Here is a 13,055-nt window from a genome sequence, read left to right on the forward strand (position 1 = left end):
ATATGAAAAAAGAAAAAGATGTGATTACACAAGTGGTATCAAAAAATCGATGGAGTAGTCCTAAAATAATAAAAAAGGATTTTCTACTCATTCCTTTATTTATCTTTTTCCAAATTTTAACGCCTATTATTATTGTTTTTGGCGTATTAGGTGTGACGGCTATGGTTACCCAACAACCACCGCCATCTTATTTATATAATGTGATGCTAAGTTTAAGTTTTGTGATTGCTCAATTTATTGTGTTAGGATTATTTTTCACATTACATAAGTTTTATATTGCGAATGTTGTACGACGACAATATCGTATTGCGATTCATCAGTATTTGAAATTTATGATCATCATCGTAATGGTTAGTGTGATGTTATATTATGGTTTTAATGCATTGGCACACATATTACCGCATCCTTTTGGCTATGTAGACACACAAGCACAACGTCGTTTAGAAGGATTGTTTATTCATCCAAGTGCGCTGATATTCACTTTTATTTCAGTAGTATTATTACGCCCCTTAATTGATGAGTTACTATTTCGTCATCTGTTGATTCATGAATTAGGTAAAAAATTTAATCTTTTAGTAATGATGATTGTTAGTGTGTTAATAGAAACTATTGTCCAAGTATATGATTTAATTTCAATATTGGAAGCCATCCCTTACATGATTATTTCAATAGGTGCAGTGATGGTATATATGAAAAGTGGGAAAAATTTAGCAGCCTCCTATCTTTATCATAGTACTGTACAACTCATCATATTTATTATTACAATGATTGATAAGCTTGTTTAAATAGAAAGAATAGGAGAGTTATATGACTTCGGAACATAATGATACATACTACCAAACCTCAGAACAGCGACCGATAAGAAATGAATTTGATTCAAAACGTATTGTTAAACGTGATTTTTGGCTCATACCTACATATTTAGTCATGAATATTGTTTTTCCGTTGATTCTTACATTTATTGTGATGGCAATGATTTCAGGCATCACAGGTGGTCATATATCGGAAAGTAAGTTTACAAAATATTATTTAGGATATGCGCAAGTCTTTACGTTAATTGGTCAATGTCTTGTATTAGTAGTCTTTTATTTAATGCATCGCAAAACCATTATTCCTATTGCCATCTCACGTTTCAAAGCTTTAAAAAAACATATTCCACTCATTATTATTGTGATGGTGGCCCTTTATGTGTTGCAAGGCGCATATGGTTATTTAGTAGAATTTTTACCGAAACAATATCAGTTTGATGATACAGAAAATAACAAAATGATTATTAAAATGTTTGAAATCAATTGGCTTTGGCCTGTTTTATTTTTAGATATTGTGATTATTACACCTGTTGTAGAAGAATTATTATTCAGACATTTGTTAATTCATGAGTTAGGTAAAAAATTAACGTATGGTGTGATGTATGTCGTGTCAGTACTCGGATTTGCAGGATTACATATGACAAGTGCATCATCACCATTTGAAGTTGGTCCTTATATAATTATGGCTACAGGATTTGTTGTGGCATATCACTTAAGTGGTCGAAATTTAGCGATGACGATTACCCTACATATGATAAATAACTTTGTTTCTTTTATAGCGATTATTATGAGTATCATTTGGGGTTAAGGGTAAGAGGTAAAGTCATTGAAATTCAAAAAATAGTAACATTGAATTTCATTACTTTGCCTCTTTTTTTGTTATGATAAAAAAGAATATGTCATCCCATTAAAGAGTAAAGATAAGGAGGAAACGCTTGTGTTATTAGAAGTAAAACATCTGACCTACAAAGCCGATCAACGAACGATACTCAATAATATTAATTTTAAATTAGATCAAGGTGAAACCGTTGCAGTGGTTGGTCCTTCTGGAAGCGGAAAAAGTACATTCTTAAAGCAACTCAACAATTTAATTAGTCCGACTGAAGGAGAATTATTATTTAAAGGAAAACCATATGATGAGTATCGTCCTGAAGAATTACGTTCTAAAATTAGTTACATGATGCAACAAAGTGAATTATTTGGAACGACAGTAGAAGATAATATGGCTTTCCCAGCATTAACGCATCATGATCAATTCGATGAAGATAAAGCGAATGATTTACTTAATAAAGTCGGCTTATCGAATTATAGTCTAGATTCAAAAGTAGAACATATGTCTGGGGGAGAACGTCAACGTATTGCTATTGCACGCCAGTTAATGTATCAACCAGAAATATTACTTCTAGATGAATCAACGAGTGCACTTGATACGCAAAATAAAGAAAAAATTGAAGATATTATCTTTAAATTAGCAGATGAAGGCGTCGCTATATTATGGATTACGCATAGTAATGATCAAAGTATGAGAAACTTCCAAAGAAGAATTACTATTAAAGATGGTCAGATTACAAATGAGGAGGTGTTAAGTCATAATGAGTAATACAGCGCTTTGTTTAACAGCATTATTATTATTAATTCCTATTATTATTTCATATAAAGAAGGCTTACATATTATCAAAGATTTAGTCGTCGCTTCGATTAGAGCGGTGGTTCAATTATTAATTTTAGGATTGATATTAGAATATATTTTTAAAATTGATCAAGTATGGATATTATTGATTGCAGTATTAGTCATTATTATTAACGCTTCTTGGAATACAATTCATCGTGCATCGCCTGTTATGCATCATGTGTTTTGGATTTCTTTTGTTTCTATATTTATATCAACAGCAATTCCATTAGCATGTACAGTGCTTGCTGGTGCCATCGATTTTAAAGCAAATGATGTCATTCCTATCGGTGGTATGCTTGCAAATAATGGTTTAATTGCCATTAATTTGGCATATCAAAATTTAGATCGTGCGTTCGTTCGAGATGTAGATGATATTGAATCTAAGTTAACATTAGCAGCAACGCCAAAGCTTGCATCTAAAGGGGCGATTCGTGAAAGTATTCGTTTGGCGATTGTTCCAACAATCGATTCTGTAAAAACATATGGGTTAGTGTCTATTCCGGGTATGATGACAGGATTAATTATTGGAGGTATGGCACCATTACAAGCCATCAAATTCCAATTACTTGTTGTATTTATTCATACTACTGCAACGATTATGTCTGCATTGATTGCAACGTATTTAAGTTATGGTCAATTCTTTAATGCACGTCATCAACTCGTAGCACGTACAACGAATATAAAAGACAATAACTAAATCTCAATGACACATTTTTTCGCACAAAAGTTTAAGAAATTATTATATAATGAAACAGTTACGAATGATAAAGGTTACCATTGCGTAACTGTTTTTTTATACCAAAATATAGAAAGAAAGGAGTTCTATGCATGTCTGTCATGCGAGTGGCAACCTTCATTATTAGTGTGTTTATCGTCGGTATGGTTGAGATGATGGTTGCAGGAATTATGAATTTAATGAGTGGAGATCTCGGTGTCTCTGAAGCGATTATTGGTCAGCTTGTGACTTTATATGCATTAACCTTCGCTATTTGTGGACCCATACTTGTTAAGCTTACGAATCGCTTTGCAGTACGACCGGTCTTATTATGGACACTCGTTGCATTTATTATTGGAAACGCAATGATTGCGATGGCGCCTAACTTTACTATTTTAGTGATTGGACGTATCTTATCTTCAGCAGCAGCGTCACTCATTATTGTTAAAGTCTTAGCTTTAACAGCGATGTTAACGATACCTAAAAATAGAGGGAAAATGATTGGTGTCGTTTATACTGGATTTAGTGGGGCTAACGTATTTGGCGTCCCAATCGGTACGATGATTGGGGATGCAATAGGTTGGAGATTTACGTTCTTATTTATTATTATTGTGAGTGTGATAGCCGGTGTACTGATGATGGTGTATTTACCATCAACATCAGAATTAAATCAAGTTCAACGGCAATGGGGTTCAACTTCAAATAAACAGCTAAATACATCTAAAATTTTAAGACCAGCGGAGGTAGTCAAATATTTAGCGATTACTTTTTTAATTTTAGTAGCCAATTCTGTGACATTTGTTTATATTAATCCTCTTATTTTGAATCATGGCCATCAAATGGGATTTGTATCATTGGCGTTATTAGTGAATGGGATTGCAGGAGTGATTGGTACGTCGTTAGGTGGCATATTAGCAGATAAACTTAGTAGTAAACGTTGGCTAATCATTGCCTTTTCTATTTTTATAGTTATGATGTTGATGATGAATCTTATTTTGCATACTGTTACCTTATTATTAATTGGATTGTTTATATGGAATATTGTACAGTGGAGTACCAATCCAGCAATTCAAAGTGGTATAATTGAACATGTTGAAGGTGATACGAGTCAAGTGATGAGTTGGAATATGTCGAGTCTGAATGCGGGAATAGGATTTGGAGGCATTATTGGAGGACTCGTTGTTTCAAATATCTCTGTTCAAGCAGTCACGATTGTGAGCGCGATGGTTGGAGCTATGGGTCTTATTATTGTCTTAAGTTTAAAAAATATGTCTTATATGAGACATTAAAGAGGAAGTGGAACAGAATTCATTTTGAATTCATTGTTCCACTTCTTTTTATTTATATATATAACAATAAGGTGTTTGAGGAGAATAAGATGGCCATGGCATAGTGTGGTATGTCGCAAAATAGATTAAATCATCTATCATGTGTTTACTGAGATGACGTTCATGTTCTAATGAGTTCACACCGTGCGCTTTTAAAATCTCTAATTTTCCAAACCAAAACACTAAATCTAAAATATGATAAGCAGATTGAAACGGTGATGCATTAGAAAGGCACCAGTCAAAACGTAATTTCCAACAATGGGGATTGTTGTCAAGTTGATTTAAAAATGAAATTGCAGGTGTTTCAAAATAATGCGTTGTCACCATACGGGCTTGGTCTTTACCAGTTTGAGCTTGAGAAATGTGAAGGTGTATATCATTTAATGTCATGACTTCCACAAAGCGCTCAGGTGATAATTTTCTAGATTCATTGCGAATATAAATATTGCCTTCCTCTTTCGTAGTACCTATAACAACCGGTTTAGTAAATTGAGAAAGGGGACGAGACATGTTTGACTCTTGAATAGGTGCATAAATCAATTCAAGACCTTTTGATTTTCCGCGTGATGCTTCATCATAAGCCATTAATGATAATATCTCTAAAGTTGTTAAATGAGTCATTCTTTTTTTAGGAAAATAGGTATCTTTCAGATAGGCAAAATGGGCTGCTTTCTTTTGTCCTAATAAATGAGAATCAAGATGTAGCGTTCCACTTAATAACATCACTTGATGATAGTATTTATCTAATTTTGGTCGTTGCATTAATGCCATAATACTCATACTACCAGCAGACTGTCCCATTAATGTTATATTGTTTGAATTTCCACCGAAATAGTTAATAAACGTATGTACCCATTTGAGTGCATTAATTTGATCAGACAAACCATTGTTTTTATTATAATCGCTATTGAAGTAAGACCAGTCTAAAAACCCTAAAGCACCTAAACGATAATTAAACGTAATGACAATGACATCATGTTGTTCAACAATATGTTCAGGTGTATAAAGTTCCTGAGAACCATGTCCGTTCACAAAGCCACCACCATAAAAATAGATAATGACAGGCTTATTTTTATATTGATTATTTTGACACCAAATATTTAAATATAAACAGTCTTCACTTTGGTTAAATAATTGAGCATGTGATGAGAAGAAGGTTTCGAGTTTGTTATGTGGTTGTGGTGGTATAGATTTAAACGATGTTGCTTCAATGGTCTTATTCCAACTTTTTAAGCATTTCGAGTGTTTAAATCGATGTTCATTGATAGGTTTATCAACATAAGGAATCCCGAGAAAGTAATTAATTTTCCCTTTAGTATAGCCTTTAATATCTCCGCCATGTGTTTTAATTAAAGTCAACAGTATCATCTCCATACTTATCTTATATCTAATATAACATTAAAAAAAACGTCTGAAGCAAGATGAGACTATTCTCTAACTTGTTTCAGACGTTTGAATGATTATTCGTTACCTTTAGCAGCTGCTTCAGCTTCTTCTGGTGAGCCATCTTTCATTTTTTTATTGATTTTCTTAGCACGTTTGAAGTAAATACTATTGAAGTGACTTGAAGAACCAATTTTATAAAAAATGAGGGACAACACAATAATAGCAATAAAGTCATATGGGTAGTGAATCCAGTTCATACCTTTAAATTCTTTACTACCTATAAATGACATAGCAGCTAATAAAATAAGATAGACAATAATCCATAAGCTACCGCCAATTTGCTTTTTAGTATTTTTCCAATTCATTTTATATTCATAGAAGAAGTAAATTGGTAAACCTAAAATAATAATTAAAATAACTTCTGCTGTAGTAGGCCACATTGCCCAATAAATGGCCAGTGATGCTAATACGAATGATAAAGGTGCCATGATTTTTAATAATTTACCACGGAAGGGACGATGCAATTTAGGTCCCATTTTACGTAACGCAATAACGGTAGTAGGACCTGTAAGATAGGCTACTAATGTTGCAGTTGAAATAACAGCTGCAAGTACCCCCCAATCGCGGAATAACGTTACCATGATAATACTCATGACAGCATTAAATGCAATCGCAACACGTGGAATATTATATTTTGAATTAATTTTTCCTAAGAATTTAGGAATATGACCATTTTTTTCCATAGCGCTTAATACGCGACCAGTAATGGCTACAAATGATACACCAGTACCAAATGGAGATACTACGGCTTCAATATAAAGTAAAATGGCTAACCAATTAATACTTAATAAAATTGCCATGTCTGCAAATGGTGAATTAAAGTTAATACCGTGCCAACCATGTGAATGAATCATTGATTGTGGCATTGAAGTGATAAATGTACTTTGTAAGATAATATATAAAATTGCACTTAATGTTAGTGAAATGCCGATACCACGTGCAATGTTTTTCTCAGGATTTTTAATTTCTGAGCCCATATTAATGATCGTTTGGAATGCATTAAATGAGAAGATAATACCTGATGTTGTTGTTGCTGCAAAGATAGGTGCACTACCATACGGCATAAATGTATTCAAGGAATGACCATAGTTTCCTGCATCAAACCCTGAGAGCGTTAACATAATAATTGTTAGGAGTGGCACACCTAATTTAAATACAGAAATTAAACTTGTAAATGATGTTAATAATTTTACAGACCAATAATTTAATAATGAAAAGACAATGATGATAATGTAAACAACAAATAAACCAATTGTACTTACAGAACCATTATGCATCAATGCCTGAGTTGGCTTAGCCCAGTCCCAAGGCCAAGAGCTTATATATTGGACTGCAGATACTGCTTCAATTGGAATAATCGTTACGAGTGATACCCAATTTGCCCATGCAGCAATGAAGCCAAGTAATGACCCATGTGTATATTGAGCATAGTTACTCATTCCACCGGATTGTGGAAACATTGTTCCTATTTCAATATAGTTATAAGAAATCGTTCCAATAACTATGAAGCCTATGACCCATGAGATAATGGCTGCTGGTCCAGCTACTGAAGATGCTTCCCATGCTCCAAAGAGCCAACCAGAACCAATTAACGAACCTAAACCGAGTAACACAAGCTGCGTTAGGCTAATTTTATTATCGCTTTTATTCTTTCCCATAAATACTCCTTTTAATTTATTTTATTTTTTATAAAAAAACACGATATAATTATACGCTTATCATTTAATTAGTCAAACTAAATATTTAATAGATTTCAAAATATTATTAAAAGGAGTTTATTAAATTTTTTCTATAATATAATGATGATAATGTTATGAAAAAGTATGTAGTGAAACCGATGTAGAAAGAGAATAAATGATAAATAAAAATAGAGATGATAGGCATAGAATCGTATGATTTGAAATAATACAAAAAACCCTGTAAAGAAAACTTCTTTACAGGGTTAAAACATTTAATTAATATTTTTGGTCACCATTTAATTTAACTAGGATTTTAGCTTGTGATTTATCATTAACTAATTGATTGAATCCTGATTCAACGATGTCAGCTAATTCAATTTTATCTGTTACAACGCTCTTAACATCTAAGCTACCATTTGCGATTAAATCAATTGTTTGTTGGAATGTTGTTGGTGTATAAGCAATAGTAGACGTTAATTTAACACCAGAGTTTGTCAATAACATTGGATCAAAGTTAACTTCGTGTGCAAAGATTGAAACAATGACAACACTACCTCTTGGGCGTGTTACTTTTACTGATTGTGCTAATGTTACGCCAACACCAGCTACTTCAAATGTTACATCTACACCGTTTTCAGTGTGTTCGTTTACGAATTCTAGTGGATCAGTATGACCAGAGTTTACAACGTGAGTTGCGCCCACCTCTTTAGCTTTAGCTAAACGTTCTTCTGATAAATCAAATACAAAGATTTTACTAGCACCAGCTGCTTTAGCTGCAACGACTGTTAATAAACCAATTGGACCCGCACCAAAGATAGCCACTGTATCACCAAATAATAAGTTACCTTCTTTAACAGCTTGCACTGCTACTGCTGTTGGTTCAACTAATGCACCTTCTTGAGCAGACACATTTTCAGGTAAGTGATACACATTGTCTTCAGGTGCATTAGTAAATTCAGCGAAACCACCATCTGAACCCAATCCGATGAATGTATACCCATCATATAAATCTAAATTTTCTTCTTTTTCACGTGCAGAAACAGTTGGGTTTACAACGACACGGTCGCCTTTTTTATATTTTGTAACGTCTTTCCCCACTTCTTCAACGATACCTGAGAATTCATGTCCTAAAGTTACAGGTGCTTTTTGACCTAAGAATGGATCAGGTTTGTCAGTTGAAATAAATACTGGACCTTCTAAATATTCGTGTAAGTCAGTACCACAAATACCAGCCCAAGATACTTTAACTTTTACTTCGTTATCTTTTAATTCTTTTGGTTCACGATCTTCAACGCGAACATCTTTTTGACCATACCATACTGCTGCTTTCATGATATATAACATCCCTTTCATAATAAAAAACACTTTGTAATTATAGATTAATACGAGGAACTCAGAAATTCAAATATATATAAATGAATTGTTAAACACTTTAGAAAAATTTGACAATTTTTCGAACTTTAATTGTAGACAATATAAAAAAGTTGGAATGTACTATTTACAAAGAATAGTTGTATATAAGTAATGTTAAATTTAAAAACTTAAAAAAATAATTAGGTAAAAAAATTAATTATTACATATAAATAATGTTTCAAAAAATTATAAAGGGTATATAAGTATAGGTGGTGGAATTTTAACGATTTCTATTAAAATGCAATTTTTTAAAACTTTATTACGCAATGGCCATATGGTTCTTGATTGAGACAATCAAAAATAGAATACTTTGGCTTTTTTGTATTTAAAATTTTCCATCATTAATACGATAGAAGGGGACATCCTATGACGCTTAGTATAAAGAACCTTACTAAAATTTATTCTGGAAATAAGAAAGCAGTCGATAATATTTCTTTAAATATTGAAGCTGGAGAATTTGTTGCATTTATTGGAACAAGTGGTAGTGGTAAAACAACAGCATTAAGAATGATTAATCGCATGATTGAACCTACAGAGGGTTCAATTGAAATGAATGGTAAAGATGTACGTAACATGAATCCAGTAGAATTACGTCGTAGTATTGGATACGTGATTCAACAAATTGGATTAATGCCACATATGACTATCAGAGAAAATATTGTGCTCGTTCCAAAACTTTTAAAATGGTCTAAAGAAAAGAAAGATGCTAAAGCAAAAGAGTTGATTAAATTAGTCGATTTACCTGAGGATTACTTAGATCGTTATCCGTCTGAATTGTCGGGTGGACAACAACAACGTATTGGTGTAGTTAGAGCGCTTGCAGCAGAACAAGACATTATTTTGATGGACGAACCGTTCGGTGCATTAGATCCTATAACTAGAGATACGTTACAAGATTTAGTTAAAGATTTACAAAAAAAGTTAGGAAAAACGTTTATTTTTGTAACTCATGATATGGATGAAGCGATTAAGCTAGCAGACAAAATTTGTATTATGTCGAAAGGCCAGATCGTTCAATATGATACACCGGACAATGTTTTAAGATATCCAGCAAATGATTTTGTTAGAGAATTTATTGGACAAAATAGACTGATTCAAGATCGACCAAACTTGAGAACGGTTGAAGATGCAATGATCAAACCAATTACTATTCAAGCTGACGATTCTCTTAATGATGCAGTCAATATTATGAGAACCCATCGTATAGACACTATTTTTGTAGTGAATAATAAACATCGTCTTTTAGGGTTTTTAGATATTGAAGATATAAATCAAGGATTACGTCAAGGTAAAGAATTAATTGATACGATGCAGCGTGATGTTTATAAAGTACATATCGATTCAAAACTACAAGATTCAGTGCGAACTATTTTAAAGCGTAATGTACGTAATGTGCCTGTAGTAGATGATCATGATACATTAATTGGACTGATTACACGAGCAAACTTAGTAGATATTGTGTATGACTCCATTTGGGGTGAAGAGAATGAAACGAGTCACTCTTCTAAAACCTATTCAAATGAAGTTGAGCGAGAGAATGAACGTCAAAATGAAACACAACAACGTTTAACAACACAAGGTACACAACGTTATCATGAAGATATTATGAACGGAACAGATAGAGAACATACCCATAATACGGATGATACGGGAGTGGATCGTTAATGAGAGACTTTTTTGCACAATACGGAGAAGAACTCGTATCGAAAACGATAGAACATTTCTATATTTCTATTATTTCGTTACTTATTGCTATTGTCGTAGCTGTACCACTTGGTATTTTATTATCAAAAACAAAACGTACGGCGAATGTTGTATTGACTATTGCAGGTGTACTTCAAACGGTACCAACACTTGCCATTTTAGCGCTTATGATTCCAATTTTTGGTGTAGGTAAGACACCAGCAATTGTAGCTTTATTTATCTATGTATTATTACCTATCTTAAATAATACAGTATTAGGAGTTCAAAATATTGATAAAAACATTATTGAAGCTGGAACAAGTATGGGGATGACAAAACTTCAATTAATGAAAGATGTGGAATTACCCCTTGCCTTACCATTAATTATTAGTGGTATACGTCTTGCAAGTGTATATGTCATTAGCTGGGCTACACTTGCGAGTTATATTGGTGCAGGTGGTCTAGGTGATTTAGTATTTAATGGCTTAACTCTCTATGAACCACCAATGATTATTAGTGCTACAATTTTAGTGACTTGTTTAGCACTAATTGTGGATTTCTTATTATCTTTAGTTGAAAAATGGGCTGTACCTAAAGGTCTTAAAGTATCTAGATAGTTTAAAAGGGAGGAATGAACAGCTATGAAAAATATTAAATATATATTTATCGTTCTTACATTGTCTCTCGTAGTATTATCTGGATGCGGCTTACCCGGTTTAGGTGACAGTAATTCGAAAGACAGTGTGAAAATTACAGCGACTGAAAGTAGTGAAACCAAAATAGTAGCAAATATTGAGAAATTAATGATTGAACATTATACAAATGGAGATATCAAACCAATCATTATTGGAAATTTAGGTTCAAGTATTGTTCAACATAATGCACTTATGCGTGGAGATGCTAATATGTCAGCGGTGCGTTTTACAGGAACAGAGTTAACCAGTGTACTCGATGCACCCCCAACTAGAGATGCGAATAAAGCCATGGATGAGTCACAGCGATTATTTAAAAAGAAATATGATCAAAAATATTATCATTCACTTGGCTTTGAAAACACGTATGCGTTTATGGTAACAAAAGAAACTGCTGATAAATATCACTTAGAAAAAGTATCAGACTTAGAAAAATATAAAGATCAGTTACGCTTGGGTATGGATACTCAATGGATGAATCGTGCCGGAGATGGATACCCAGCTTTCCAAAAAGAGTATGGCTTTAAGTTCAAAAGTGCACGTCCAATGCAAATTGGTTTAGTGTATGATGCACTTAAAAACAAAAAATTAGATATTGCCGTTGGTTACTCCACAGACGGACGTATTGCGGCATATAATTTGAAAATCTTAAAAGATGACCGTAACTTTTTCCCTCCATATGATGGCAGTCCATTAGCCACAGAAGAATTAATTAAAGACCATCCAGAGATTGATAAAGCTTTAACAAAATTAGAAAATACAATAAGTACAAAAGAAATGCAAAAACTGAATTATGAAGCAGATGGAAAAGGAAAAGAACCAGCCGTCATTGCAGAAGAATTTATTAAAAAACATAACTATTTTGAAGATAAGAAAGGTGGTCAATAACTGTGAAAGGGAATGTGTTAAGTTCGCTTTATGAATATTACACTTTGAATTTTGGCTATCTGATGGAACTCTTTTTTAAACATTTATTAATGTCTATATATGGAGTATTGTTTGCATGTATTATTGGCATTCCAATTGGTATTTTAATTGCACGTTATTCAAAAATAGCATGGCCAGTGATTACTATTGCTAATGTTATTCAAACCGTGCCAGCCATTGCAATGCTTGCTATACTGATGTTGGCGTTAGGGCTCGGTCCATCAACGGTTGTATTTGCAGTGTTTTTATATTCCTTGCTACCGATTATTAAAAACACCTACACAGGTATGACAGAGGTTGACTACAATATTAAAGACGCAGGTAAAGGTATGGGAATGACTAATAACCAAGTTATGCGTATGATTGAGCTTCCACTATCGTTATCTGTGATCATCGGTGGTATTCGTATTGCACTTGTTGTAGCAATAGGAATTGTTGCTATTGGTTCATTTATTGGCGCACCGACGTTAGGAGACATTATTATTCGTGGAACCAATTCTACTGATGGTACAGTCTTTATTCTTGCAGGTGCGATTCCAATTGCATTAATTGCGATTTTAATTGATATTGGTCTACGTTTATTAGAGAAAAAATTAGATCCCACACATCGTTCTAGTAAACAAGTACAAAGTTTAAGATAAATTAAAAGCGTTGCTTAGACGATGACTAAGTTGTTACTTAGTTCGTCAGC

The 13,055-nt window shown here is 33.2% G+C and carries 12 protein-coding genes; 9 read left to right on the top strand and 3 right to left on the bottom strand.

The features are described 5' to 3' along the window. Positions 1-2: 2 nt before the first annotated feature. The 5 genes from lnsB (at position 3) to NST64_RS02035 (ending at position 4,485) form a co-directional block, all read left to right on the top strand. The gene (gene lnsB / locus NST64_RS02015) at positions 3-785 is read left to right on the top strand and encodes a CPBP family lipoprotein N-acylation protein LnsB (RefSeq protein WP_049334710.1); all 783 of its coding nucleotides are present in this window, start codon (positions 3-5) and stop codon (positions 783-785) included. A 22-nt stretch (positions 786-807) separates the two neighbouring features. Then, the gene (locus NST64_RS02020; RefSeq protein WP_049418933.1) at positions 808-1,617 is read left to right on the top strand and encodes a CPBP family intramembrane glutamic endopeptidase; all 810 of its coding nucleotides are present in this window, start codon (positions 808-810) and stop codon (positions 1,615-1,617) included. 129 nt (positions 1,618-1,746) lie between these two features. Then, positions 1,747-2,409 carry an ABC transporter ATP-binding protein gene (locus NST64_RS02025; protein ID WP_049418930.1) on the top strand — a complete coding sequence of 221 codons (663 nt, stop codon included), beginning with the start codon at positions 1,747-1,749 and terminating at the stop codon, positions 2,407-2,409. Then, positions 2,402-3,178: an ABC transporter permease gene (locus NST64_RS02030; protein WP_002488808.1), complete on the top strand. Its 777-nt coding sequence runs from the start codon at positions 2,402-2,404 to the stop codon at positions 3,176-3,178. The genes NST64_RS02025 and NST64_RS02030 overlap by 8 nt, the downstream gene beginning before the upstream one ends. A gap of 131 nt (positions 3,179-3,309) precedes the next feature. Further along, positions 3,310-4,485 carry an MFS transporter gene (locus tag NST64_RS02035; RefSeq protein ID WP_002448516.1) on the top strand — a complete coding sequence of 392 codons (1,176 nt, stop codon included), beginning with the start codon at positions 3,310-3,312 and terminating at the stop codon, positions 4,483-4,485. Positions 4,486-4,533: 48 nt separating this feature from the next. Here NST64_RS02035 and NST64_RS02040 read toward each other — a convergent pair whose 3' ends face one another. The 3 genes from NST64_RS02040 to NST64_RS02050 all read right to left on the bottom strand — a co-directional run bounded on the left by NST64_RS02040 (position 4,534) and on the right by NST64_RS02050 (position 8,981). Then, positions 4,534-5,883: a carboxylesterase family protein gene (locus NST64_RS02040; RefSeq protein ID WP_049418927.1), complete on the bottom strand. Its 1,350-nt coding sequence runs from the start codon at positions 5,881-5,883 to the stop codon at positions 4,534-4,536. 101 nt (positions 5,884-5,984) lie between these two features. Next, positions 5,985-7,628: an APC family permease gene (locus NST64_RS02045; RefSeq protein ID WP_002448541.1), complete on the bottom strand. Its 1,644-nt coding sequence runs from the start codon at positions 7,626-7,628 to the stop codon at positions 5,985-5,987. Between the two features lie 297 nt (positions 7,629-7,925). Further along, a complete protein-coding gene (locus NST64_RS02050; protein ID WP_002448606.1) occupies positions 7,926-8,981 on the bottom strand; it encodes a 2,3-butanediol dehydrogenase in 1,056 nt (351 codons plus the stop codon). A 447-nt stretch (positions 8,982-9,428) separates the two neighbouring features. On the opposite strand from NST64_RS02050, the gene NST64_RS02055 reads away from it, so the two are divergent. The 4 genes from NST64_RS02055 to NST64_RS02070 are packed head-to-tail and all read left to right on the top strand — an operon-like array spanning position 9,429 to position 13,005. Next, complete coding sequence (locus tag NST64_RS02055) at positions 9,429-10,727, top strand: betaine/proline/choline family ABC transporter ATP-binding protein (RefSeq protein WP_049418921.1); 1,299 nt, start codon at positions 9,429-9,431, stop codon at positions 10,725-10,727. Continuing rightward, entirely contained in the window at positions 10,727-11,362 is a 636-nt protein-coding gene (locus NST64_RS02060) for an ABC transporter permease (RefSeq protein ID WP_017174996.1), read from the top strand. Before NST64_RS02055 ends, NST64_RS02060 begins: the two co-directional genes overlap by 1 nt. Before the next feature lie 24 nt (positions 11,363-11,386). Continuing rightward, entirely contained in the window at positions 11,387-12,325 is a 939-nt protein-coding gene (locus tag NST64_RS02065) for an osmoprotectant ABC transporter substrate-binding protein (protein ID WP_048762189.1), read from the top strand. A 2-nt stretch (positions 12,326-12,327) separates the two neighbouring features. Continuing rightward, positions 12,328-13,005 (top strand): ABC transporter permease, encoded by a 678-nt coding sequence (locus NST64_RS02070; RefSeq protein ID WP_017174994.1) that lies wholly within the window; start codon positions 12,328-12,330, stop codon positions 13,003-13,005. Positions 13,006-13,055: the final 50 nt, after the last annotated feature.

This window comes from Staphylococcus sp. FSL W8-1268 (assembly GCF_038003965.1).
Lineage (GTDB): Bacteria > Bacillota > Bacilli > Staphylococcales > Staphylococcaceae > Staphylococcus > Staphylococcus hominis.

Excerpts from the sequence above, each read along its gene's own strand:
- NST64_RS02030 (WP_002488808.1), top strand. The coding sequence starts at position 2,402 with ATGAGTAATACAGCGCTTTGTTTAACAGCATTATTATTATTAATTCCT.
- NST64_RS02055 (WP_049418921.1), top strand. The coding sequence starts at position 9,429 with ATGACGCTTAGTATAAAGAACCTTACTAAAATTTATTCTGGAAATAAG.
- NST64_RS02065 (WP_048762189.1), top strand. The coding sequence starts at position 11,387 with ATGAAAAATATTAAATATATATTTATCGTTCTTACATTGTCTCTCGTA.
- NST64_RS02050 (WP_002448606.1), bottom strand. The coding sequence starts at position 8,981 with ATGAAAGCAGCAGTATGGTATGGTCAAAAAGATGTTCGCGTTGAAGAT.
- NST64_RS02045 (WP_002448541.1), bottom strand. The coding sequence starts at position 7,628 with ATGGGAAAGAATAAAAGCGATAATAAAATTAGCCTAACGCAGCTTGTG.
- NST64_RS02060 (WP_017174996.1), top strand. The coding sequence starts at position 10,727 with ATGAGAGACTTTTTTGCACAATACGGAGAAGAACTCGTATCGAAAACG.
- NST64_RS02035 (WP_002448516.1), top strand. The coding sequence starts at position 3,310 with ATGTCTGTCATGCGAGTGGCAACCTTCATTATTAGTGTGTTTATCGTC.
- NST64_RS02020 (WP_049418933.1), top strand. The coding sequence starts at position 808 with ATGACTTCGGAACATAATGATACATACTACCAAACCTCAGAACAGCGA.
- lnsB (WP_049334710.1), top strand. The coding sequence starts at position 3 with ATGAAAAAAGAAAAAGATGTGATTACACAAGTGGTATCAAAAAATCGA.